The organism is Gardnerella sp. KA00255 (assembly GCF_049244095.1).
Taxonomy (GTDB): Bacteria; Actinomycetota; Actinomycetes; order Actinomycetales; family Bifidobacteriaceae; genus Bifidobacterium; species Bifidobacterium vaginale_F.
The window spans coordinates 1,069,589-1,096,162 of record NZ_CP058374.1 but is presented as its reverse complement, the minus strand read 5'-3'; the positions used below and the strand labels follow the sequence as shown (position 1 = coordinate 1,096,162).

Genomic DNA, 26,574 nt, shown 5'->3' with positions numbered 1-26,574 from the left:
TATTTTTGTAAGGAAGTGAATTATTTAGCTTGGAACATTAGTTTAATGTACGGTATCAACGGGATTAAGTTATTTTGACCTAAATATTGCACCTAATCCTAGTCGAATTATTGCAGATTTTCTAAGTAAAGCTATTATTATCCATCCGATTAAGACTCCTATTGTGTAGCCGATTGATGTAGGTGAAAGTATTTCTGGAGCATACGATGGGAATAGTATTGTCAAGTTTTAATTGATAACCATTCTGGAAGGTTAATATAAAATGCAATAAGTTGTGAATTAGATTGAGTTAAAAATGGGTAGATATAAGCTCCAAGTATTGATGTTAAAAGAATTATAAGCATTGAAGGAATTGTGTAAATTATGGCTTTTATAAAATGCCATGGTATTGAAAATATGCGTACGAAGTTATCTTTACGCATTGTGCCGTTTATTGTTTGACGATGTATATGGGATGAAACGTTATAGCCTACTGTTGCCGATATAAGTAGTAGTAATACGTGCAAGCAAAGTGATGTTGTTAAAGATAAACAGGTTATAACTAGAAGTATTGGAATAAAGATAAGAAGGAATATTGTTCCTCTGAACATGTATGAGCTAGTTAATTGTTTAAGATTTTCTTGATATTGGCTATCTGCCTCAGATTCTGAACCAGATTCTGCTTCTTGTGTTGCTTCTTGTGTTGGTTGGATTGTTTCTTGCGCGTTTGTTTCTTGCGCTTCTTGTGAGAGTGTTTCTTGTATTGGCTGAATTATTGTTTGTTCTAGTTGCGCGTCTTGCAGTTGCGCATTTTGTAATTGCGTTTCCTGTAATTGCGTTTCCTGTAATTGCGTTTCCTGTGAGAGTACTACCTGCGATAGTGTTTCCTGAGTATTTGTTTCGCCAGCATTTGCCGTATATTGCCAACTTTTTCTAACGTTTTTTGTGCTATTAAGATTCCCAATAGCCGTTGTACCTGATATTACTGTTTCATGTGAAACACTAGCAGTTTTCAAAATATCAACTGTTTGTGAAGTATCTAAATCTTGAGCATCGTTAGAGAAAATAACTGTTTTCGGAGCGTCTGATTTATATGCGAAATCAGCGTCGTTATTTAAATCAAAAGGGTGCATCGCCTCCTGCCAAGCAAGAGGATCTTCTGCATCTTTCGCAATAGCTTGTTCTAGTTCGTCTGGAGTGCATCTTTTATTGCGATCCGGGTTTAATGCAGATCGCAACGCATCCATAGTTAATGGAGGTAAGCCATTAAGATTTGCATTTCCTGAAGCAGCTCTTTCTAATACAGCCATCATAGGCTTTGTGCCAAAAACAGGTTTTCCTGTTGCTGCGAAAGCTAGAACTGCTGCGAGTGACCACCAATCTGTGAATTCGTCAGAATCTCCGCCTTCTATGATTTCAGGAGCTATAAATCCTGGTGTTCCCATAACTAGACCAGTTCTAGTAACGTGGCTTTCGCCTTCTCCCATCGCAATTCCAAAATCGACTAAAACTGGTCCTGTGGCTGAAATCATTACGTTTGTTGGTTTTATATCTCGGTGAATAATGCCTGCTGCATGTACTGCTTTAACAGCTTCAATAAGCTTGTGCGCAAGTCTTTCTAAATCGTCAGAAATATAAGGGCCATTTTCTGATACATCTTCTTTTAAATTTAAACCGTCAATAAGTTCTGTGACTATAAATGCGATTGACGCATCGAGTTCCATGTCTACTATTGAGCAAACTCCACTATTGTGAATTCGTTGCAGTGCAATCGCTTCTCGACGTAGACGCGTTCGTGCAAGATCTTGATCATTATCTGAGTTATCTTCAGTGTTGCACATACTTGCGCGCAAAATTTTCATGGCATATTCTTGGCCGCCGTCGTCGCTAACTCTCCACACTGAGCCCATAGCACCGCCGCCGAGTCTTTTTATAAGTGTGTATCCGCCAATATTTTGACCTTGGCTTAGATTGAACATGCTAATTTCGTCCATGGTTATTATGGTAAACCTACTCCGAGCTTTACTGTTAACCATAAATTATGCGTATTTATTTATATTATTTGCGACACGCCGAGAAAAGTTAATAAAAAATTTGGTGTTTTGTCACCTCGAACATGTTATATTGGATTATGGCTCAACGAAGAGAACCTTCAATGGACCAGATAAGTAATGTGTGCGTAAGGCCTCAGCCGAAGTTGGAAGCGGGCTTGTGTGCACACCCTTCACAACGGATCGTTCGGCACGTACCTGCCGATGAAAGGAACATATCATGGCAGAAGTTATATTTGATCATGTCACTCGTATTTACCCTGGCAACGATAAGCCATCGGTTGATAATTTGTGCATGACTATTAAGGATGGCGAGTTTCTTGTGCTCGTTGGCCCATCCGGTTGCGGTAAGTCTACTACATTACGTATGTTGGCAGGCCTTGAAGAGGTTAACCGCGGTCGCATCTTCATTGGTGGTCGAGATGTTACTACTATGCAGCCAAAGGATCGCGATATTGCAATGGTCTTCCAGAACTATGCGTTGTATCCACATATGACTGTTAGACAAAACATGGGCTTTGCCTTGAAGATTGCTAATGTACCTGCTGCAGAAATTGAGAAGCGAGTTTTGAAGGCAGCTCAGGTTTTGGATTTGACTGAGTATTTGGATCGTAAGCCAAAGGCTTTGTCTGGTGGTCAGCGTCAGCGTGTTGCTATGGGTCGTGCAATTGTTCGTCAGCCAAAGGTCTTCCTTATGGATGAGCCTCTTTCGAACCTTGATGCAAAGCTTCGTGTTCAGACTCGTACGCAGATTGCAGCTTTGCAGCGTCAGCTCGGTGTTACTACTTTGTACGTGACACACGATCAGACTGAGGCTCTTACGATGGGTGATCGTATTGCTGTAATTAAGCTTGGCGTTTTGCAGCAAGTTGGTGCTCCAACAGAACTTTATGATCGTCCAGCAAACGTCTTCGTTGCAGGCTTCATTGGTTCCCCATCCATGAACATTAATCAGCATCCAGTCGTAAATGGCCGTGCTCAGATTGGTGAAGATTCTATTGTTTTGCCTCCGGAAGCTGTGAACATGCTTACTCCAGAAGATCGTGGACAGATTATTGTTGGCTTCCGTCCAGAAGATGCAAGCTTGGCTACTTCAGACGATCCAAACGCATTCTCCTTGAATGTTGTTAACGTTGAGGATCTTGGCTCTGACGGTTACATCTATGGAAACATCGTAACTGATGGTTCTCCTGCAGAAGTATCTACTATGATGTCCGATCAGAACAAGCTCACTACTATTCGTGTGAATCCTCGTGCGCTTCCAAAGGTTGGCGATATAGTAAAGATCAAGATCGATCCAGCAAAGATGCATTTGTTTGCACCTTCTACTGAATTGCGCTTGAACTAATTTCTGTTTTGCATGATTGAAATGTTAATATAATGCAATGTGATGCGGGGTTTGCTTAACGCTGCCCCGCTTTTCACATCATTATATGAAAGCAAATTTTCTTATTATTTGTTTAATGTATGGGGATTTTGCTTAACGGCATTAAAATATTTGTGCATCTTATATGAATATCAAATACAAAGCGTAGCTATAATTCGAACTGATGGGTATATTAAACAATATGGAATGGAATGAAGCTCCTCTTATGGATCCGCGTGCTGTTCAAGCAACATCTGTTTCGGCTCAGGATGAAGAGTCTACAAAAAAAGAGCCTTCAGCGTTAAAAATTACTGCTGCAGTGTCGAACCCTCGAATGTTTATGCTTCCGTGGGAGCTTCCACTTTCACAATGGCCTAAAGATTTGTTTGTTAATCTTCCTCGTGGTATTTCTAGGCACGTTGTGCGATTCGTTCACGTTGGCGACGAAGTTTATGCTATGAAGGAAATCACTAGGCAAGTAGCTGAACGAGAATATGAATTGCTTCGTCGTTTGAGGAAACTGGAATTGCCAACTGTAACACCTCTTGCCGTTGTTGCAGGCCGTAAAGATGCAAATGGTGAGCCTTTAGAGGCTATGCTAGTTACTCGTCATTTAAAGTTTTCTCTTCCTTACCGTGCGTTATTTGCTCGCACTTTAAGACCAGATACTGCAGAAAGACTTATTGATGCTCTTGCAGTTTTAATGGTTCGTTTACATCTTTCTGGTTTTTATTGGGGTGATGTTTCTCTTTCTAACGTTTTGTTCTTGCGCGATGCAGATGCGTTTTCTGCGTTTCTAGTTGATGCTGAAACTGGTGATTTGCATAATAGTTTGACTCAAGGCCAGCGTGAGTACGATATTGATTTGGCTCGAACGAATATTATTGGCGAGTTAATGGATTTGAGTTCCGGTCAATTATTGCCTGGAGAAGTTGATGAAATTAGCGTCGGCAATCGTTTGGTAGATAGATATCATTCTCTCTGGAGTACTCTTACAGACGTTGATAAATTTAGCCCTGACGAAATGTGGCGTATCGAACGACGCGTTAATCGTTTGAATGAATTAGGTTTTGACGTTGATGAGCTTGAGATGAAAACATCTGAAGATGGCCGTCGAGTTTTGGTTCGTCCGCGAGTTGTAGATGCTGGGTATGCATCACGTAAGCTTTTGCGATTAACAGGCTTAGATGTGCAAGAAAATCAAGCTCGTCGTTTGCTTAATGATTTGGATGCTTACAGGACTTCTACTTGGAGGCAAGGAGAAGAGCTGGAAATTGTTGCAACAGATTGGATGCGCGAAGTGTTTGAGCCAACTGTCCGCATGATTCCGCCTGAATTCCGATCTCAAATTCAGCCTGCTCAATTCTTCCATGAAGTTTTGGATCACCGTTGGTTTATGGCTGAGAAAGTTGGCCATGATGTTTCTATGCAAGATGCGGTGACAAGTTACATTAAGAATGTGCTTCCTCAATACAAGATGGATAAGGGAGTGCTTGCTGCGATTAATGCTGATGCTGATTCCGGCGTAGTTGATGATGAATATACGTATTCGAAAGCTGCATACAATCCGGATGAAGATGAAGACCAAGATGCAAGCGTCTGGGCAAGCTAAAAATATGTAATTTTTCCGTAGTTTATCTAATAAAACAGCAGCTATTTTTGTAAACGTAATTTACGATATGAAAGTAGCTGCTTTTATTATCCTTATTGCATCTTCAGATTTTTATTTTTTAATTAAATTAGATTATTTTTCTTATAATTTCTCACATTTTATAATAATTCACTATATTTTCACGTAGTTATAATTTGTGCCTATTTTTTGAAGTAGCTTATTTATTTTCTAGTATCTAAATATGTGGCAGTTTTGGCTTATAAATATATTAAAAGTAAGGAATAAGTATTAAAATATTTTTCCCCAAAATAGAAGAGTAATAGGTAAAAAACACTGTTATATTACAAATAATTAGAGAATACCCCTGAATAGTATAAAAAATATTTATTTTTTATTTTACTTTTTGGAAACTTCATGTACAATTATTTTTACTTAATATTTATTCATAGTGAGTTTAAGGCGCGAAGTTGCACAAAACTCAATGGATAGAAGGAGGTACAAGCTCAAAATAACAGTTTTACCGTGATTAAAATATTCGTCATATTCGTGTTGATTGTTAAAGCGAGCTCATTGAAGAGCTCGCAATAATAAATGATAAAAGTTAATTAATTATCAAAATTTTTTATCCAAAAATTTCACTGGTAGAAAAGGTAAAATATGAAACGATTGGTGGCTGGCACTGTTGCTGCTACCCTATCAATAATGCCATTGGTAGGTAGTTTTGCTTTTGCTACTCCGGCGTGGGCTAATGGCTTAAGTGCCATATCGCAAATAAGCACAGTTGCAAAAGAAAATCCGCAATCTGATTTTGATTGGTCCTTAGATGAATCAACAAAAAAGGGTGGAGAAGTACTCGAAAAAAAGTATGGCTGGTATCATTTTAAATCCAGCAGTCAGAATGGGAATTCGGCAGAAAATCCTTCGCAATACCCTGCAATAGCTGTTAATAAAGCAGAATATAATTTTGCAGATTCTTCTGGAGTATTCACAACTGTTATTAAAACCAAAGAAGATGGAGGTAAGAATCGATTCGGATTCTATCTTGGATATAAAAATCCTAATAGCGGCCTTTTTATAGGATTTGATGATCAAGGATGGTTCTGGCAAAGGTATGGTGGAGACGGCGAATACCTTAAAGGCAAGCGCGTAGCTCCTCCACAAGCTGGTAGAAAAACAGAAGTAAATATTCGCTGGGGTGAAAATACGGCTGTAGTTCGCGTAGATAGACGAATTGTCCTCCAAGTCGATTACTCAAGCATGAAAGATAAGCTTTCAAATAAATTAGCTATTAAAGCAGGTTCCTACGGCAATGAAATCACGGATATAGAAGTGAGAGATCCTAATGCTCCTAGCCTCACTTATAGCGTTTCTGGAAAAATCTTAGGACAAGATAATGCTCCTCTTAAAAATGCTAGAGTTCAATGTGCTAATAAAGTTGTTAACACTAACAATAATGGTGAGTTTTCTATTAATGATTTAGAGCCTGGTAAATTCACTCTTTCTGCCATCGCCGACGGATACGATGAATTCACCAAGGAAATTTCAGTATCTGATTCAGATTCTAAATTAGGTGATATAACGCTACAAAAAACAGGCGTATTTGATACCGAAACACTGAAAACTGAAGATATGGAAGCTGTTCTCCATAAGAATTTCCCGGCTGTTTCTTACTACAAGATGCTAAAGCTTGAAAATCGCATAATGGAAGCCCAGCGCAGTGACATTCGCACCGTTTCTATAAATGGCGTAAATGTTAAACTACAAGATTCTGACGTTACATTTAAGAAAATCGATAACACTAAAGCTCAATACGTTCTTAAGGTAAAAAATGCAGATAAAAATATTGATGCAGAAATTACTGTTGATATGAGCGTTAAGGCAAATCAATTACACTTCAATGTCACAAAAATCGTTAATAATGCTGGCGAAAGTCATCCTATTCAAACGCTTTATTTCCCTGGAAATAATTTAGTTTCTGTAACCAGTAGTCAAGAAGGAGCCACTTTTACAGGAGCTCGCATGTCTTCGAATACGAATATTCCTGGAGATAAAACTGTTGCAGTTACTAACGGATATTCCATGAGGGATAAAGGCGATTACACTTATGGATTTGTTTCAAATAATCAGCTTAGTGCTGGTCTCTGGAGCAATTCTGAACATAATGGAACTGCTGCATATTCTGGAATTGAAGGTGGTTCTAAGAATACCCGCGTTATTGCATCTACTAAATCAGAATTTGCAGGAACAAGGCTTGGGTTAACTAGTGCACCGTGGTATTACCATCGAGTTGTCGAAGACAGCAAGGGGCGTAGATATACTGTTCCAGAAACAGATATGCCAAAAATGTCTGTGGCAATTGCTGGCGATTTGAATGGTGATAATTCTATTACGTGGCAGGATGGAGCTATCGCCTATCGCGATATTATGAATAATCCGTACAAGTATGAAGAAGTTCCAGAATTAGTTGCATGGCGAATTGCAATGAATTTTGGTGGACAAGCGCAAAATCCATTCCTTACAACTCTCGATAATGTTAAGAAAGTTGCTCTTAATACTGATGGTCTCGGACAGTCAGTGCTATTAAAGGGTTATGGCAATGAAGGTCATGATTCTGGTCACCCAGATTATGCTGATATTGGCAAGCGACTTGGCGGCGCAGATGATATGAATACCTTAATGAAAAAGGGTAAGAAATACGGCGCTCGCTTTGGCGTACATGTGAATGCTTCGGAAATGTATCCAGAAGCTAAAGCTTTCACTGAAGATATGGTTCGCCGTAGGGGAAGTAGCTTGAGCTATGGCTGGAATTGGCTTGATCAAGGTATTGGTATAGACGGTATTTACGATTTAGCATCTAATTCCCGTGAAAAGCGTTTTGATAAATTGAAGGAAGAAGTCAAAGATAATATGGACTTCATTTATCTTGACGTTTGGGGCAATCTTGTTTCTGGCAGTCGTGAGGATTCTTGGGAAACTCGCAAAATGTCTAAGATGATTAACAAGAATGGCTGGCGCATGACTACTGAATGGGGTGCTGGAAACGAATATGATTCCACATTCCAACATTGGGCTGCTGATTTAACTTACGGTGGATCTAAGATGAAGGGAGAAAACTCTCAAGTTATGCGCTTCCTTCGTAACCATCAAAAAGATAGCTGGATCGGCGATTATCCTACCTACTACGGCGCTGCAAACGCTCCGCTGTTGGGTGGATACAATATGAAGGACTTCGAAGGCTGGCAAGGACGTAATGATTATGATGCATACATTAGGAATTTGTTCACGCATGATTTGTCCACTAAGTTTATCCAGCATTTCAAGGTATCTCGTTGGGTAAATAGCCCGCTGGATTCTTCTTCTGTGCGCGATCGTAATACTAATAACGGTAGCGAGCAAATTGATTTAGTAGATAATCATGGCAATAAGCTTGTTATTGCGCGCGGATCGAATAATTCTGGCTTAACTGCTTATCGCAATCGCACTATTACATTAAACGGTAAGTTAATTGCGACCGGTGCTGTAACGCCTGGAGATGGTAAAGGTGTAGGAAACGAGTCTTATCTTTTGCCGTGGATGTGGGATGTCAATACAGGAAAACTTGTGGATGATTCAAAGCAAAAGCTTTACCACTGGAATACTGTAGGCGGTACAACTACATGGAAGTTGCCGAATGGCTGGGAAAATCTTGCTAACGTAAGCGTTTATAAGTTAACAGATCTCGGTAAAACCGAGCGAACTGTTGTAAATGTCGCTAATGGACAAATTACGTTAAACGCTCTCGCTAAAACTCCATATGTTATTTACAAGGGTGATGCCAAGGCAGAACAATTGCATGTAACTTGGAGTGAAAATATGCATATTGTAGATGCCGGATTCAATGGCGGTGAAGAATCGCTTAAGAAGAATTGGAATATTGAAGGAAATGGCACTGCAAGTATTGCTAAGAGTCAGTTTAGTAATCCTATGCTTAAACTTACAGGAAAAGTGAAGGCAACTCAGAAGCTAACTGATTTGAAGCCGGGTAAGCGTTATGCTCTGTATGTAGGCGTTGATAATCGTTCTGATGCTGCTGCTCGTATGACAGTTCGTTCTGGTGGTAAGGTGCTTGCAAGCAACTCAACTATGCGAAGCATAGCCGCGAATTACGTTAAAGCTTATTCTCATAACACTAGTTCTGCAACAGTAGGAGGTAGTAGTTACTTCCAGAACATGTATGTGTTCTTTGATGCTCCGCAAAGTGGCGAGACTACTTTAGAGCTTGAGCATCTTGGCGCTGAAGATACTTATTTCGACGACGTTCGTGTTGTTGAAAATGAGTATAAAGGTTTGAAGTTTAACTCCAAGGGCGAGGTAATCGGTCTTGAAAACGACTTTGAACATAATGCTCAGGGTATTTGGCCATTCGTTATCTCTGGATCAGAGCGTGTAGAAGACAATAGAATTCATCTTTCTGAAAAGCACGCTCCATTTACTCAAGCTGGATGGGATGTGAAGGAAGTAGATGATGTTCTTGGCGGGAATTGGTCTGTTAAAATAAACGGTTTAGTTCGCAAGAATAATCTTGTTTATCGCACAATTCCGCAGAACTTCACATTTAAGCCAGGTAAAAAGTACACAGTTGAATTTGATTACCAGTCTGGTAGTAATGGCACATATGCTGTTGCTATTGGCAATGGTGATTTTGCATCTGATAAGGTTTCAAAGATTCCTCTCGATGAAGCTAAAGGTACTACAAAGCATCATAAGTTCACTGTTATTGGTGGAGATGATGGCGATACTTGGTTTGGTATTTTCTCAACAGGTACCGCAGAAAAATTACCTAGCGGTGTAAGTCCAGATTCTGCTAGAGCAAACTTTGGCGGTTATAGGGATTTCATTCTTGATAATCTTAAGATTAAAGAGGATGATTCTGTAACAACACGTGAGCAGGCTCAGAATAAATACAATGAAATTAAGCAGAAGTGGGATTCAAAGCGTAAGAATTTTGCAGAGTCAGCACAGCGAACATATGTTGAAAAGATGGCACTTGCTCACTCTATTCTTAATCGAAAGGGAGCAAAATCCGAAGACTTTGCGTCCGCTGTAGCTATTCTTGAGTACTTGGATTCATTTATGAAGACTGCTCCAGCTTTGCCATTAGACGATAAGTTTGACGTTGCTCGCAACGAATATGACATATCTGTTGGAAGCGCTCAAGAAAAGTATGGTAATGAAGGACCTGCAGAGTTTGCTGTTGATAACGACCCTAATACTTGGTGGCATACCGCTTGGGATGAATCTGCGGTTTATCAAGGTGATGCGTGGTTTGAGTTTACTCTTAAGAAGCCTATGACTATTAGTGCTTTGCGATATCTTCCTAGAAGTAGTGGAGATAACGGAAAGATTATAAGGTATAAGGTTACTATCACTCCTACTGAAGGAAATCCAGTAATAAAGAGTGGTACTTTTAAGAATAACGGTAACTGGGAAAAGGTTGATTTCGGTAAGCAAATTGAAAATGTCAAGAAGGTACGTTTGACAGCGTTGTCTTCTAGCGGTGCAAAAAGCGATGAAAGAAATAGATTTGCATCTGCTGCTGAATTGCGTTTGACAACTAACCGTGAGATTCAAGATATCAAGATTGCTGCTGATAAAACAGAGCTAAAGTCAGTTATTAAGAAGGCTGGCGGCCTTTCTGAAGCTGATTACGCTGCAGATAAGTGGAGTGCATTGCAAAAAGCAATCGAATCTGCAAAGTCTGTAGATAAGAATGCTGATGCATCTGTTGAAGATGTACAGAAAGCTATTGTTGAGCTTCGTGCTGCAATGAAGGAAACTAAGGCTGCGGAATCTATTAATGGTAACGCTCCGGTTGATCCTTCTACAACTGTTCCTGACCCAGCAAAGCCGGCTCCAGCGGTGCCAACTCCTACGGTACCTGCAGTGCCTACAGTTCCTGCAGTTCCTACGGTTCCGGCTCCAGTTAAGCCAACTCCGGCAGTGCCATCTGTTCCGGCTCCGGTTAAGCCAGTTCCAACTGTGCCATCGGTTCCTCCTGTAGAAACTGTTCCTTCGAAGCCTGCTCCTGCAAATCCTGCAGCTCCTGCTCCTGCTGAACAGCCTGCTAAACCGGCTCCTGCTCCTTCAGAGCAATCTCCAGCTCCAGTTCAGCCGGCTCCAACAAATCCTGCAGCTCCAACAAATCAGCCTGCTCCAGCAAAATCTACTCCTGATTCGGTAAAGCCAGCAGAATCTGCTCCTGCTCCTGCAGCTCCAGCAACCGTGCAGCATCTTAAAGCGGAATTAAATGGCAAACTTACTGTTGGCAATGATAATGTTGCGCAGCCGGGTGTGGTAAATAAAGTATTGCTCAATATTACGAATTCTGAGTTCTATGAAACTTTGAAGCGTGATGGTGTTGCGTATGCTTATGCCTACATCTACTCGTCTCCGCGATTGCTTAAGGGTGCCGATGGTTCAAAGTATGTAACCGTTCGCATTGTTAACGGCAAGCCTCAGTTTGATGCCATGTTCCCAGCTGATTATTCTGGAAAGCATACAGTTGCTTTGGTTGATAAGAAGGGCAAGCAGATTGCTTGGACGAATATTGTTGTGGCTAATTCTACGAAGAAAGCTACTGAAAGTAAGGAGAGTGCAGCAAATAATGCTACTCACCTTACAAACAGTGGTGTGAACGTGATTAGTGTTCTCGCTGTTGGCGTATTGCTGATTATTTCAGCTGGCGCTATTCTCGTTCGCCGTGCAATCTGATAATTAAATAATCTATAATTAAATAATGCATAATTAAATGATGACGGCTTTACGCCGTTATTTGAGGGGTAAAAGTTTGTGAATTATAGCAATCTTTTGCCCCTCTTTTTATGTAAGGATAGATTATTATGAATCCAATAATGCTTTAGGTCTTTGTTTAAATGCGATGGTTTTAAATTACAATTGTGTAATTTTTGTTTCAAAATCGCCTGTCATTTTCCTTATAAATGTTGATGTTATTAGTTAAATGTGAGCGTAAAAAATATTATTAAAACTTTTCTGATTTTTTATTTTGTTTTTTGGAAACATAGTGTACAATTAAAAATGTGTGAGGAAGCACATACACAAACGTCGATCAGTTGAAGCAAGGCTGCTAAACCGGTTCGGCATAAATAGGAGGTACAAGGATGTCTTGTTTTAATAAAATAACGCGTCTTGTTGCAGCATTAGGCGCCGGCGCGATGTTGCTCGGTGTTGCTGCCTGCGGTACTAATTCAACTGGTGCCAACGGTAAAGTAACGCTTAAGTTTGCTGCATTTGAGGGCGGATATGGTTCTCAGATGTATAAAGACGTTGTAAAAGAATATGAGAAGCTGAATCCAAATGTCAAGATTGATTTAGTCACTTCTAAGAAGATTGAAGATGAAATCACTCCTGGTATGAAGGCTGGAAATTATCCAGATATCGTTGAGCTTGCCCAGGGTACTCCTTCTGGTTTAACAGAAACTCTGTTAAAGGATAAGGCTTTGGATAAGTTGAATGACGTTTTGGACATCAAAGTTCCAGGCGAGTCTAAGACTGTTAAAGAGAAGCTTATTGATGGTGTGATTGGTTTGTACACAAATCCTTACGGAAACAGTGATACTTATCTTATGCCAATGTATTACTCGCCATCTGGCTTAGTTTACAATAAGACTCTGCTTGAGAAGAATGGTTGGAAAGTTCCAACAACTTGGGATGAAATGTTCAAGCTCGGCGATCAAGCCAAGGCAAAGGGTATTTCGCTGTTCACTTACCCAACCGCTGGTTACTTCGATGGATTCTTCAATGCTCTTATTGCTGATATCGGTGGTCAAGAATTCTTCAAGGATGTTATGACATACAAGAAGGATGTTTGGAAGACTGATAATGCCAAGAAGGTATTAAGCATCGCAACAAAGCTTGTTACTGAATACCTCAATCCTAATACTGTTGGTTATGCTAACGCTCAGGACTTCACCAAGAATCAGCAGTCCATTTTGGATGGCAAGTCGCTGTTCATGCCAAACGGTACTTGGATTGTTAATGAGATGAAGGATGCTCCTCGTATGGATGGATTTGAGTGGGGATTCGCTCCAGTTCCTACCTTGAATAAGGATGGAATCCGCCATATCAATACCACGATTGAAGCTGTCTGGATCCCATCTAAGGCAAAGCATAAGGAAGAAGCTAAGAAGTTCATGGCCTTCTTGTACTCCGATAAGGCTGCTGAGATCTTCGTAAAGACCGGTGCTGTACAGCCAATCAAGGGTATGCCTGATAAGGTTGATCCTAGCATGAAGTTCTTCTATGACGCTTATAACGAGCCAAATGTTCACGCTGTTTCAGGATCGTTCTCCACTACAGCTTCCGTAGAAGGAAAGAATATTAAGGAAGATCTTTACAACGCTGTCGATTCTATTGCATCTAAGCAAAAGACTTTGAAGCAGTGGATTGATCAGTTGAACGATACAAGCAACGCTTTGAATGCTGCTGCTGCTCAGTAGTGAGTTCGTCCGTTAAGCATGTGAATTAATTCACCTAAAATAGGCGGGCACTGCAGTTACCGCTGTTGGTGCCCGCCTTTTGCCGATAATTTCTAGTTTTTATAAATTAATGGCATTGATACTTCAGGCTGCTCAAATAGTTACTTAGATGAAATAACAAGGTTGTTATGCTAGTCGTAATTACATGCAGTAGGGGTTATTTATTTACACACAAAGGAATTTATAATGTTAAATCTTAAGCAATCGTTAAATCGTTTGCGCAACAAAGGTGTTAGCACCGATTTGGATAAAAAGCGTGCGAGGTTTGGCCTGCTGTGTTCTTTGCCTACAGCAATTCTGTTGTTAATATTTATCTTCATCCCAGCGATAAATATTTTCCGCATGTCTGCATATAAGTGGAGCGGATATTCCGACGATAAGAAGTTTGTTGGTTTAGCTAATTTCCAAAAGCTTCTTGGCGATATGAAGTTCATACACGTATTCCAAAATACTGTTTTGCTATTGGTGGTTGTTACGTCTGTTACGTTGCCTTTAGCTGTTATTTTCGCCGCTATACTTATGCAAAATCGAATTATTGGAAGCAGTCTTATACGTTTTATTTTGTACGTGCCTGCTGTTCTTTCGATTGTTGTTGTAGCAGCAATTTTCTCATCGATTTATGATCAAAAAGATGGACTTTTAAATGCTTTGTTACATTTATTGCATTTAGATGCAGTTAAGATAATGTGGCTAGGCGATCAAAAAATTGTAATTTATTCAATAGGATTGGCAATGCTTTGGCAGTCGTTGGGCTACTACATGGTCATGTATATGTCTTCGATGGCTGGAATTGATCCGCAAATATATGAAGCTGCAAGAATTGATGGAGCTAGTAAAACGAGGCAATTGTTCTCAATTACTATCCCACTTATTTGGAATAATTTGCGCACAACGTTGACGTTCTTTATTCTAAGCTCTGTTAATTTAAGCTTCGTTCTTGTAATGGCGTTGACTAATGGTGGTCCTGATAATGCGTCACAAGTTCTTCTTGGATACATGTACTCGCAAGCTTATACGAATTCTTCATATGGATACGGTATGGCAATCGGCGTAGTTATCTTCGTATTTAGCTTTGTCGTGTCTCTGATTGTGAACATGGTTACAAAGAGCGAAGTTCTTGAGCATTAAGGAAGGTATGTGATTATGAAATCTAATAATAATCTTAGGGCTCACGAGCAGGGCAATAGTTGGAATTTTGGTCGCATAGTCGGTCAGATAGTGCTCGTTTTTGCTGCATTAAGTATTGCTGTTCCAACTATATGGGTATTTATTGCATCGTTTAAAGATAAAAGCGAGTTTTATGGAAGTCCTTGGACTTTGCCAAAAGGTTTCCATTGGCAGAATTATGTTGATGCTTTCGTAGATGCTCATTTAGGCCAATACTTCGGAACTTCGGTAATAGTAACCGTGCTATCAATGATTTTAGTTTTGGTTATTGGCTTGCCATGCTCGTACGCTTTGGCTAGATTTGAGTTTCCTGGACGAAGGTTGCTTAAACTCGCTGTTCAATGCGGACTGTTTATTAATGCAAATTATATTATTGTTCCAATCTTCTTGATGTTTGTTGGAGCAGACAAAATTGTTATGGAATTTTTGCCAGAAGGCATTTTTGTAAATAATATATTTGTGTTGTCGCTTGTTTACGCAGTTATGTCATTGCCTTTCACAATATTCCTTTTGCAAGATTATTTTGCGTCAATTCCTAAAGCATATGAAGAAGCTGCAATGATTGATGGCGCATCGCAATTTAAGATTATGGTTCGAGTGTTCTTCCCTATGGCTAAGCCTGCAATCGCGATGTCTATGCTTTTCAACTTCTTAAGCTATTGGAATGATTATATTATTTCCATGACTTTGATGCCTGGCGAAAATCATACTGTTCAAGTTGGCTTACTAAATCTTATGCAAACGCAAAAGGCGGCTACAAATTATGGTCGTTTATATGCTGGCATGGTTATTGTTATGGTCCCTGTTCTTATATTCTATGCAATCGTGCAAAAGCGTTTGCTTGAAACCTCAAATATGGGAGGTATCAAATGAGTGAGAAATTAATTAAAGCATTAAGTGTCTTCTTCAAATTAGTACTTTATTTGGCTTTTGTTGTGCTGACAATTGTGGGTGCAAGTAAAACAAGCTTATTTAATCTCGGATTGGAGTTAATTGGCTTGATTGGCGTTATTTGCATGCTTTGGTGGTACAACTTGCGCAATAAGTAGTAAGTAACAGATAAATAATTGATAGAAGTTGATACTACTCGATAATTAATCGATAAGTACTCAATAAGTATTCAATAATTAAGTACTCAATAATTACATAGCATTGACTTGCAGTGTGTACGTTCTGAATATTTGGATTTGTATTTATACGAATATGAATATTTAGCTAACGTGCATTGCAAGTCAATGTTTTTTTGGTGGGGTATAACCCGGGATAACCCGTAATCAAGGCATAAAAAAGTGCCCCCTGTGGGACTCGAACCCACAACCCAAGACTTAAAAGGACTCTGCTCTGCCAATTGAGCTAAAGGGGCAACAGCTGATAAGTATACTACATTCAAACGACTATGTGAATGTAATGTGTTGCGCGTGTTGATTACCAATAGTTAGGCTCAAGTTTTGTTAAAAACTCAAGCCTTTTAAATCGCTCGCACTTTTTAAAAAGCTGTTATTTAATTATTTTAATTATTCAAATTATTCAAATTCGTTTAATTTGTCTAATTACTTTAAGGAATCTAACTTTTCCTTAATCTGCACCGCAGAAGGCTCAACCATAAATGAGTTATCAGGGAAAATTACTACAGGTATATGTTTTTGGCCGCTAATTTCTACAGCTTTTTCTGCGGCGCCCTCCTCGGATTCAATGTCATGCCATATAAATGCAGCTCCGTATCTGTTAAGTGCAGCTTTGGCTCTAATGCAATCTCCACACCAATCGGCTCCGTATACGTGAATGTTTGCGCTATTGATTGCATTATTGCTTGCGTTTTCCTGCTCTGTGTTTTCAGTAGATTCAGTGTAAGAATTCATGATCCTTCTTTTCTTTATTTATTTTCGGATTTGTAGGTAACTTATTCGATATTACGACAATATAAATAAATTACTTATCTTCACTTATTTAATCAAGTTTAAGTAAATTTAGTTTAGTCCATATAAGTCTGATTGAGTTTATTTAAGTTTGATTGAGCATCAGAATCGTAAATAATAGACAGCAGATTTATGTGATAAATAATTGTTTATGCCAGTAATTTTATTGTTCAAAATGTGAAAAAGTAATAAAAAACTTATATATTATATTGTTCATGTACTTTGAGTTTCATATGCTTGATGTATGTTTAACTTGTTTAGTTTATTTAGCGTTTTTGACTCGGAAAATTTTTTTGCGTATTCCGTTGTCGCTGTTGTTCTTATCGTAATTTGTTATAGCTTTGTTCGATTCTTTAAGAATAAAAATAAAAAAAATGAAGAGAATAAAGATAATAGTGTTGAAGAAGCTGTCAGAAAAGAATCTTTAGAAGATGAATCTGCGGAGCGTGCATCTGATCAGCCAAAATCTGATAGGCCAAAATCTGAGATTAAGGCAGATTTAGTTTCTGAGCCAGAGATTGAGGAAGTGAAGCGTGAGTCAGCTTCTGAGCGTGAGCCAGAACCAGAGTGTGATCCTGAGCGTGAGCCAGCTTTAGATTCTGAATCTGATCTTGAGCAAAATACGAAAGAAACTGAACCAGAGCAGGTTCAAGAGTCTAAGCCTATTAATCTTCCTGAGTCTACGCCTTCTCGTTTAGAGCGTTTGCGCGCGCGATTATCTAAGAGCGCAAATCCTTTTGGCAAGGCACTATTTGCGATTCTAACTAAGGATCGTATTTCGCAATCGGATTGGGAAGAAGTCGAAGATACGCTTCTTTTGGCTGATGTCGGCACTCAAGCAAGTGAAGAGCTTGTTGAATCTTTGCGTAAAGATGCTCGTATTACTGGTGTTTCAACTTCTAATGAAGTGCATGATGCTTTGCGAGCTAAGCTTTTAGAGCTTGTTGGTGAGAACACGGATCGAAGTTTAAATATTGATAAGCCTAGTGCTCATCACCCAAGCGTAATCATGATGGTTGGAGTGAATGGAACAGGTAAAACAACAACTGTTGGCAAGTTAGCTAGGTTGTTTGTAGCCAAAAATCGTTCTGTTATGCTTGCAGCTGCTGACACATTCCGTGCGGCCGCTGCAGATCAGCTTTCAACATGGGCTGCTTCTGTTAATGTCCCGGTGGTACGTTCCGATAAAGATGGAGCGGATCCAGCTTCCGTGGCATTTGATGCGGCTGAGCAGGCAAGTAAAACAAACGTTGATGCGTTAATAGTAGATACTGCTGGACGTTTACAAAATAAGTCCAATTTAATGGATGAGCTAGGTAAGATTCGCAGAGTTATAGAAAAAACTATGCCTGTTGATGAAGTGTTGCTTGTGCTTGATGCAACTACTGGTCAAAACGGAATGGCTCAAGCAAAAGTATTCGCTGAAGCTATTGGAATAACAGGTGTAGTTTTAACTAAACTTGACGGTTCAGCTAAAGGTGGAATTGTAATTTCTGTTCAACGAGAATTAGGCGTTCCGGTAAAACTTGTTGGATTGGGAGAAGGGCCAGATGATTTGGCTCCATTTGAACCAGAGAGTTTTGTAGACGGAATACTTTCATGAAATTACAGTAACTTGCAAGATTTTGCATAAATTTATTGTCAATTTTCTCAGAAAGATAAAAATTGTATATCGCTTTGCAGGTACAATAAATAAGGTATAAGAAAGTCAACAAAAGTAAGTCAACAAGAGTAAGTTGCATAATCGTGAACGTTTGAGGTGATGTATATGGATCCACAGTGGGCATTACTTGCTGCAGCTTTAGTGTTTATTATTACTCCTGGTATTGCACTATTTTATGGAGGTCGCGAGCGCGCAACTTCCATGGTTAATATGATGATGCTTTCCGCGGGCGCTATTGCTGTAACAACTATTGTATGGACGTTATGGGGGTGGTCTCTTGCGTTTGCTGGGAAAGATATGGCAGGTGGAATTTTCGGTGATCCTATGAGCGGATTGTTATTCCGGGATTCCATGGTTCCAGATAAGGGAATGTTTACATCCGTATATAAGAATTTAGGTGTATCGGCTGAGCTTCCTGCTGCTTTTAGATTAGCGTGCGCAATTGTTGCAGTATCTTTAATTACAGGTGCGCTAGCAGGTCGCGTTCGTTACGCTATTTGGCTGATTTTCGTTGCTTTCTGGATTACCCTGGTTTTTGCTCCAATCAGTCATATGGTTTATGGAGGCGGTTTGCTTTCTCCTAACGGTGCTATTGCGCAGGCAATAGGGGTTTCGCCTCGTGATTTTGCAGGTGGTTCTGTGTTAAATATTACAGCCGCTATTTCTGCGTTAGCTATAGTATTTGTTATTGGAGGGCATGCTAAATTCCCACTTAAGAAGCCATTAACGAATCTTATTTCTCAAGCTAAAGGCGTGTTTAATAATTCTCGCGCTGGCATGAAATCTAATTCTGTAAGCGATCCTAAGAATTCAAATAAGGGAAAATTAGAGCGAGCTTTATGGGAAGATGTTGCTCGTTCTAGCGGTAATAATACGACTGTTGAAAATTCATCACAAGAATTAATGAGTAGTGATGCTTCTTCAGCTAGTATTCGACATCCACATAACGTTCCTTTTGTTATGCTTGGTATTTTCATTATTTGGTTCGGTTGGCTGGGTCTCATGATTGGCTCGTCTACAAATCTTCCTTTTGTAGCCGCTTATGCTTGGGTTTCTTCTACTATCACAGCTTCTGCGTCTATGCTTGCTTGGGGAGTCACTGAGCGTTTGCGTTATGGTCGTTTCACTGGACTTGGTGCAGCGTCTGGAGTTATGGCAGGTTTGGCTGCAAGTTCTGCTGCGGCCAATGTAATTTCACCTTTATGCGCGCTAATTCTTGGAGTTGTTGTTGGCGTAGTTACATCGCTTGTTTCTCATTCCAAGACTTTTTCGCGTTACGATGGCGCTTTGCACGTAGTTAGTGTTAACGGTGTTGCTGCTGTTATTGGTTTGATTACAGTAGGTTTATTTGCTGATTGCTATGGGTTATTTATCTCTTGGGATTGGCATCAACTTGTTGCGCAATTATGCTTGATTGGCATTACGATTCTTTACGCTGGCGCTGTAACCGCTGTTGTTGCTTTTGCTCTTGAAAAGCTCTTTGGATGGCGCATTTCTGAAGCTAAAGAACGCAAGGGAGTTGATTTGGCAGATCAAGGCGAAAGAGCTTATGATTTTTCGGCTATTTCTCAAGTGCGTGATGTAGTTACAGTGGAAGCATCTGATGAGTCTGCTGATAAAACTCAAGTAGCAGTATCGGCTCCTGCTGATTTGGCTAACGAGGCTGTTGATGAAGCTAGTGAAGTTAGTGAAACTGGCGCAGCTAGCGGAGTCGATAATCCGGATTCTGTAGCTGAAGATTCTGTAGTTGACGATTCTGTAGCTGCAGACTCTGAAGGTGATATTGCTAAGTCTGATGTTTCTGAAAGTGACGTTTCTGAGAGTGATGTTGAAGATTCGGATATTGAAGTAAAAGAATCAGAAACAGATTCTGAAAAAGACGACACTGAATCCGATGATGATTCTGAAAAAGAGTCTGATGAATCTGAATCTGAGGAGTCTGAGACCGATAATGACGAATCTGATAATGAAAGTTCAGATGATAATAAATCGGAATCTAAATCACGAAATACTGATAGCAAAGATTCTGAAAACAATAATTCTCAGAATAATAAAAATACTAGGTATAGGAAGCGCAATAACAAGAGAAATCGATCTGATAATAATTAAAAATATCAAATAATTTAAAATATACATTAAAGCCATCAGCTTCTTTGAAGTTGGTGGCTTTTTGTATTGCTAATATTTCGCATGATTTCCTGAGTTTACTTGCTAAGCATACTTTGCTACCAATTAGGCAGAGATTTAAGATTTTTCGCCCAGAGCGAAATGAACCTCAGCACGAAGTGGTGATTCATTGAGCGAAGAAGAAAAATCGAAAAATCTCGGTGATTAACCGAAGATTAAAAGACTAAACATGCCAAGAGCTGTCGGAGTTTCTCTTAGAGCAATGTAAAAATCTTGCGATGAGAGAAACTCCGACAACTCAGCCCAATTAAACAAGAAAATCTTGCAAGTATTTATGGTATTTTGTCTTATATGTGTATATCCACAACACGCACGGAGTTTGTAGTGTGGATAAAAAAACAAAGTTATCCACATTCTAGGCGTGTCTGCGTGGATATCTCGCAATTTTATCCACATGTTGGGGATAAAGGTGTGGATAACCTGCGAATAACTTTTAATTTTAAAAACTCGATTTGTGTTTTAGGAGATTTTGTGTTACTAATCTGCTCTAACTTAAAATTTATAAACAATGCTATAAATAACGCTAATTGCAAGGCTATAGAATAAAACATTATGAAATATCAACAGCAAGAAAATGAGATTGACACAGAGGCATCTATAGAATCCTCTGAAATTAATCAAGCTAAAGCTAAATTACCTAAAACTAATGAAGAAAATGATGAAGGCATTGCATCTGAAAACAGTACATCTGAAGACAGTGCGTTTGAAGACAGTGCGTTTGATAAGCGCGAAATACTTCATAGCATATGGATTCTTGCTGTTCCTACTTTCGGTCAACTTATTGCTGAACCTGCATTCGTGCTTATTGATACCGCAATCATTGGGCACATTGGCCGTACTGCTCTAGCTGGTCTTTCAATTGGATCAACTGTTCTACTAACTATTGCGGGATTATGTTTGTTCCTTGCGTATAACACGACTTCACAAGTTGCTAGGTTGCTTGGATCAGGCAAAAAACGTGAAGGTTTTAGCATTGGAATGGATGGATTATGGTTGGCGCTGTTTCTAGGCGTTGTTCTTACGGCATTATTAATGGTTGCAGCAGAACCATTATGCTATGCAATAGGAGCTAGAGGCGAAACATTACAGAATGCTATTGTTTACACACAAACAGTTATGCCCGGATTGCCAGCTATGTTGCTAATCTATGCTGCGAATGGGATTTTTAGAGGTCTTCGTAAAGTGCGGATTACTTTATTCGCAGCAGTAAGTGGAGCTATTGTTAACACTGTTCTTGATTTAATAATGGTATTTGCTTTGAAATGGGGAATTGCTGGGTCTGGAATCGCTACGATGATTGCACAATGGTATATGGGATTAGTGCTAGTTATCCCAGCTGTATTTTGGGCTGCTAAAAGTGGAGCAAGATTAAAGCCTAATTTCCATCACATACTTCATTCAGCCGGTAGCGGAATGCCATTATTTGTTCGTACTCTTGCGTTACGAGTTTGCATGGTAGCTACAGTAGTTACGGCAACTCGTTTAGGAACAAATACTCTTGCTGCTTATCAAGTTGCTAACTCTTGTTGGAATTTTGTAATGAATATTCTTGATGCAATTGGAATAGCAGCTCAAACTATTGTGGCTACAGCGCTTGGAGCAAATTTGCGTATGCGTGCAAGAACAATCACTCGTATGTGCGCTAGCGTGGGAGCTTTAAGCAGTGTAGTTGTTGGAATATTCATGATCGCAATTGGATGGACTTGTGCGCCTTTATTTAGCAATCATCCTTATGTTCAACTTCTTATTTCTGTGAGTATGACAATTCTTGGAATATTCCTTCCATTATCTGGTTGGATGTGGGCTTTAGATGGAGTGCTAATCGGCGCTGGAGATCACAGATATCTTGCAAAAGCATGCTCAATAATGGCTATTGTTTATATTGCAACTTTAGTATGCACAGGATTAACTGATATTACGTTTGGCGTTAACGATGTTGTAAGAACTATCACATTATGGCTGGCACTAAACGTTGTGTATATTGGTGGGCGTGCTGTAGGAAATAGCTTGCGTATAGGCACAGATGAATGGATGGAATCTGCTAAGCATATTTAACTATGAATTTAATATTTGAATTTAATTGTGAATTTAGTATAAGAGTTTTATTTATAATCGTTTAACTTTAAAAAGTTAGTATTATTCTTAAAATGGCTTTAACGTTTGCATGTATCGCGTAATACTTGCACACGTTTATACTCGTTTCTATAGGAAATTGTGCGTAGTAATTTTCGCGAGGAATACAGCGGGGAATACGTATTGCACATGAAAATTTAGTGCCAAACAATAGCACTGCGGGGTATGGTAAAACTATGAATCAAGATTCTTCATCATCGGATGCTCGTAGCATATTTGATCGTGTGCCACCGCACGATGTTGATGCAGAAATGGCTGTGCTTGGCGGAATGCTTATGAGCAAAGACGCGATAGGCGAAGTTTCACAAGAGCTTGAAACATCTGATTTTTATTTGCCTCAGCATCAAACTATTTATGATGCGATTATTACGCTTTTTTCTGCTTCCCAGCCTGTAGATTCTGTTCTTGTTGCTAATGAATTGTTAAAAAATGGCAATTTGGAAAAAGTTGGTGGAGCGGATTATTTGCATAGCTTGGTTGCTTCTGTTCCTACAGCTGCGAATGCAACGTATTATGCGGATATAGTTCATCAAAATGCTATTTTGCGTAACGTAATTACAGCCGGTACAAAAATCGCACAAATGGGATATTCTGCAGATGGAGCTGTTGCTGAAGATATTGTTAATCTTGCACAATCTGAAGTATATGAGATGAGTACGGGTAGAGTGCGTCAAGATTACGTGTCAATTGGATCAGTTTTAGAAAGCACATTGAACCAGCTTGACGATATACAAACTAATGGCATATCTCGTGGTATTCCTACAGGTTTTAGAGATATTGATAATGTGACTCAGGGATTGCAGCCTGGTCAGATGATTGTTGTAGCGGGACGCCCTGCTATGGGTAAGTCGACTCTTGGTGTTGATTTTGCCCGTTCTGCTGCTTTGCATCACAATATGACTTCTATTATTTTCTCTTTGGAAATGAGCAAAATCGAATTGGCTCAGCGTATTATTGCTGCAGAAACAAATATGCCTTTAACCGCCTTACGTCATGCTGAAGAAATTACTCCTGATAGGTGGAATCAGCTAAATACTTTTTGGGATAAGATGAAAGATTCCCCATTATTTATTGACGATAGTCCAAATATGAGTTTGATGGAGATTCGTGCAAAATGCCGTCGTCTAAAGCAAACTCATGATTTGAAATTAGTTGTAATTGACTATTTGCAATTAATGACGTCTGGGAAACGTGTTGAAAGCCGTCAGCAAGAGGTTTCTGATTTTTCGCGCGCGCTAAAGCTTTTAGCAAAAGAGCTTGAAGTTCCAGTTGTGGCGTTAAGCCAGCTGAATCGTGGCCCTGAAATGCGTAATGATAAAAAACCGCAGCTTTCAGATTTGCGAGAATCTGGTTCTATTGAGCAGGATGCTGACGTTGTGTTCTTAGTGCATAGGCCTGATTTCTATAATAAAGACGACCGTCCTGGAGAAGCCGATATTATTATGGCTAAGCATCGAAATGGCCCTACAGACACATTTAAGCTTGCTTTCCGTGGAATTAATTCGAAGTTTGAAGATATGGCTCAAGAGCAGCCACAGGCGGTGTGATTTAAATATGAATAAAAGTCATTCGCGTAAATCTTCTGATCCTGTTACTTACAAAAAGTGTTTCTATGGTTTTGCTATGCCCGCAGTAGGCAAATTCGTTCGTGCTGTTTCCAGAGCGTTGCATCATGGCGGAAGCGCGTTGCCTGGTAAAGTCGTTGAAATGCTGGATTCAGGATTTTTAGCAAGAATCTTAGGGCAACTTCCTTATGGAGTAGTTCTTGTTTCTGGTACAAACGGTAAAACTACTACCACTCGCATGATTACATCTATGCTTAGAGATGCAGGATTACGTGTTTTTACGAACCCTACAGGATCTAATTTTACGCGTGGCGTTGTTGCAGGTCTTGTGCAAGAAATGCCTGCGTTTAGTACGAAGCTTGATGCAGATATTGCAGTTCTGGAGCTTGATGAAGCTTACGCTGTTCATTTTGTTCATCAAATTCGCCCGAGGTATTCACTGTTATTAAATGTCATGAGAGATCAGCTTGATCGTTTTGGAGAAATTGACACTACAGCAAAACTATTGAGCAATGTTTCACGTGCAACAACGAATATTCTTGTGCTTAATCGTGAAGATCCTCGAATTTCTGCGCTCGCAGCGGATGTTCTTCCTTCGTGCAAAGTTAAATATTTTGGATTAGATCCTGAAGTACGAAATATGTTCCCATCTGATGATGATTTGCATAGTGACGATAATCAGGAAAATAATGATAGTCAAAAATATGACGAGAATAATCTACCCAAAGCAGATGTTGTTTTAGCAAGAGTTGGAGATCATGAAGCTGACTTCATAATAGACGGTAAGCGCAAAACTACGTCGTTAAAACTCGATGGCGCATATAATATTTTCAATGCTGCCGCTGCTGCAACAATTGTTAGAGCGATACTAGAAGATGTAGCTGCTAAAAGCGAAAAAGGTTTGAAGCCTGATGACAATTCTTTAATGCATTCGATTTCGCGCGTAACTCCTGCATTTGGACGCGGAGAAGTCATTAAAGTAAATAATGTACCAGTAGAATTAGTTTTAGTGAAAAATCCTATTGGGTTCAGGCTTGCGCTAGCTTCAGATCATCCCGAAAAACACAATACAATGATTGCAATTTGCGACGAATACGCTGATGGCCGTGATATGAGTTGGCTATGGGATGTTGATTTTAGCTGCTTGCGCAGAAGTGGCGTGAAATGTGTTTCAGGAACTCGCGCATGGGATATGGCGTTGCGTTTACAATACGACAAGGTTTCAGCTAATAACGTAAATACAGACTTGGAAGAAGATGTTCGAGCATTTGTAAACGGCGATTATGGCGATAAGAAGAAAGCCAAGCGAATATATTGCACATACACTGCCATGCTTCGAGTACGCGCTACTTTAGCTCAATTTACTGAAGTTAAAGATGTTGGAGTTGGGCGCTGAAACTCAAAATAATAAACTCAAAAGCATAAACTCAAAATAATAAATAAAAACGGATAAAATCGAAAACGGATAAAATAAATGAATAAAATCGAAAACGGATAAAATAAACGAAAATCAAAAATAGTATTATTTATAAAATATTTAATACGGAATCGCTTATAGTTTTCGATAAGAAATTTTAAGAAAATAAGGTAAGTGACGTATGGGAAAAACAACAAAATCGCGAAAGTCCACGAAAGCATATGCTGCTCGTGTACTTGATATTATGTCGCTGTACCCGAAAGACATGAATATTTACGGCGACTATGGCAATGTGCTTACAATTATGCGCCGAGCGGAATTGTACGGTTACAAGCCTGTGCTTCACGAGTACAATGTTGGCGATGATTGGCCAAAGCGAGTAGATATGATTCTTGGCGGCGGTGGCCAAGATCATGGGCAAAGTAGAGTTACTGAAGATTTATTTGCGCGCGCAGACGTGATTCGTGAGCTTGCAGAAAATGGCGTTCCAATGCTTATGATTTGCGGACTTTATCAGCTTTTTGGAGAGTATTTCGAAACCGTCGAAGGGGAAAAGCTTCAAGGAATTGGAATACTTGGCGAGCATACGGTTGGTCAAGACGTGCGCATGATTGGAAATCTTGTGGAACATAGCGACGATTTTGGCGATATTGTGGGCTACGAGAACCATTCTGGACGAACAAGCTTGGAGGGTGATACTCAGCCACTCGGCTCTGTTGATGGTGAAAATTGCGGAAATAATGGCGAGGATCACACTGAAGGCGCTCGCAAATACAACGTTATCGGCACTTATATGCACGGATCAGTTTTGCCAAAAAATCCACGTTTAGCTGACTTTTTAATTCGCACTGCTGCACAAAATCGTTACGGAGAATTTGCGCCAAAGCAGACTAATGCTCAGCGCACAGAGCTTGAGAAACTAGACGAATTAGCAGATCGCGCTCGCGAAGTTGCCGTAACTCGTCCGCGGTAAAAGCTGTTCTC

The 26,574-nt window shown here is 39.7% G+C and carries 15 protein-coding genes and 1 tRNA gene; 13 read left to right on the top strand and 3 right to left on the bottom strand.

Features of this window, described 5'->3' with window-relative positions; genetic code table 11:
- Window positions 1-221 precede the first annotated feature (221 nt).
- Complete coding sequence (locus HXT51_RS04440; protein ID WP_421776261.1) at window positions 222-1,973, bottom strand: protein kinase domain-containing protein; 1,752 nt, start codon at window positions 1,971-1,973, stop codon at window positions 222-224.
- 277 nt (window positions 1,974-2,250) lie between these two features.
- On the opposite strand from HXT51_RS04440, the gene HXT51_RS04435 reads away from it, so the two are divergent.
- From HXT51_RS04435 to HXT51_RS04405, 7 genes are all read left to right on the top strand, one after another.
- Window positions 2,251-3,378 (top strand): ABC transporter ATP-binding protein, encoded by a 1,128-nt coding sequence (locus HXT51_RS04435; protein ID WP_103084406.1) that lies wholly within the window; start codon window positions 2,251-2,253, stop codon window positions 3,376-3,378.
- A 220-nt stretch (window positions 3,379-3,598) separates the two neighbouring features.
- Window positions 3,599-5,008 (top strand): DUF4032 domain-containing protein, encoded by a 1,410-nt coding sequence (locus HXT51_RS04430; RefSeq protein ID WP_103084599.1) that lies wholly within the window; start codon window positions 3,599-3,601, stop codon window positions 5,006-5,008.
- 657 nt (window positions 5,009-5,665) lie between these two features.
- The gene (locus HXT51_RS04425; RefSeq protein WP_421776260.1) at window positions 5,666-11,758 is read left to right on the top strand and encodes an endo-alpha-N-acetylgalactosaminidase family protein; all 6,093 of its coding nucleotides are present in this window, start codon (window positions 5,666-5,668) and stop codon (window positions 11,756-11,758) included.
- Between the two features lie 407 nt (window positions 11,759-12,165).
- Window positions 12,166-13,503 (top strand): carbohydrate ABC transporter substrate-binding protein, encoded by a 1,338-nt coding sequence (locus HXT51_RS04420; protein ID WP_103084408.1) that lies wholly within the window; start codon window positions 12,166-12,168, stop codon window positions 13,501-13,503.
- A 225-nt stretch (window positions 13,504-13,728) separates the two neighbouring features.
- Window positions 13,729-14,670, top strand: a complete 942-nt coding sequence (locus tag HXT51_RS04415; RefSeq protein WP_103084409.1) for a carbohydrate ABC transporter permease — start codon at window positions 13,729-13,731, stop codon at window positions 14,668-14,670.
- Between the two features lie 15 nt (window positions 14,671-14,685).
- Window positions 14,686-15,582, top strand: coding sequence for a carbohydrate ABC transporter permease (locus HXT51_RS04410; RefSeq protein ID WP_103084600.1), 897 nt, complete (start codon window positions 14,686-14,688; stop codon window positions 15,580-15,582).
- Complete coding sequence (locus tag HXT51_RS04405; RefSeq protein WP_103084410.1) at window positions 15,579-15,758, top strand: DUF6903 family protein; 180 nt, start codon at window positions 15,579-15,581, stop codon at window positions 15,756-15,758. Before HXT51_RS04410 ends, HXT51_RS04405 begins: the two co-directional genes overlap by 4 nt.
- Before the next feature lie 241 nt (window positions 15,759-15,999).
- On the opposite strand, the gene HXT51_RS04400 is transcribed toward HXT51_RS04405, so the two are convergent.
- Window positions 16,000-16,072: transfer RNA gene (locus tag HXT51_RS04400), tRNA-Lys, on the bottom strand.
- Between the two features lie 187 nt (window positions 16,073-16,259).
- Entirely contained in the window at window positions 16,260-16,568 is a 309-nt protein-coding gene (locus HXT51_RS04395) for a mycoredoxin (protein ID WP_421776259.1), read from the bottom strand.
- A 301-nt stretch (window positions 16,569-16,869) separates the two neighbouring features.
- Between HXT51_RS04395 and ftsY the strand changes: the two genes are divergently transcribed.
- The 6 genes from ftsY (at window position 16,870) to HXT51_RS04365 (ending at window position 26,563) form a co-directional block, all read left to right on the top strand.
- Entirely contained in the window at window positions 16,870-18,228 is a 1,359-nt protein-coding gene (ftsY, locus tag HXT51_RS04390) for a signal recognition particle-docking protein FtsY (protein WP_421776258.1), read from the top strand.
- 156 nt (window positions 18,229-18,384) lie between these two features.
- A complete protein-coding gene (locus tag HXT51_RS04385) occupies window positions 18,385-20,397 on the top strand; it encodes an ammonium transporter (RefSeq protein ID WP_421776257.1) in 2,013 nt (670 codons plus the stop codon).
- A 630-nt stretch (window positions 20,398-21,027) separates the two neighbouring features.
- A complete protein-coding gene (locus tag HXT51_RS04380; protein WP_421776256.1) occupies window positions 21,028-22,530 on the top strand; it encodes an MATE family efflux transporter in 1,503 nt (500 codons plus the stop codon).
- A gap of 254 nt (window positions 22,531-22,784) precedes the next feature.
- A complete protein-coding gene (gene dnaB / locus HXT51_RS04375) occupies window positions 22,785-24,155 on the top strand; it encodes a replicative DNA helicase (RefSeq protein WP_103084415.1) in 1,371 nt (456 codons plus the stop codon).
- Window positions 24,156-24,162: 7 nt separating this feature from the next.
- Window positions 24,163-25,569, top strand: coding sequence for a MurT ligase domain-containing protein (locus HXT51_RS04370; protein ID WP_421776255.1), 1,407 nt, complete (start codon window positions 24,163-24,165; stop codon window positions 25,567-25,569).
- A gap of 202 nt (window positions 25,570-25,771) precedes the next feature.
- Window positions 25,772-26,563 (top strand): type 1 glutamine amidotransferase, encoded by a 792-nt coding sequence (locus tag HXT51_RS04365; protein ID WP_421776254.1) that lies wholly within the window; start codon window positions 25,772-25,774, stop codon window positions 26,561-26,563.
- The last annotated feature ends 11 nt before the right edge of the window (window positions 26,564-26,574 follow it).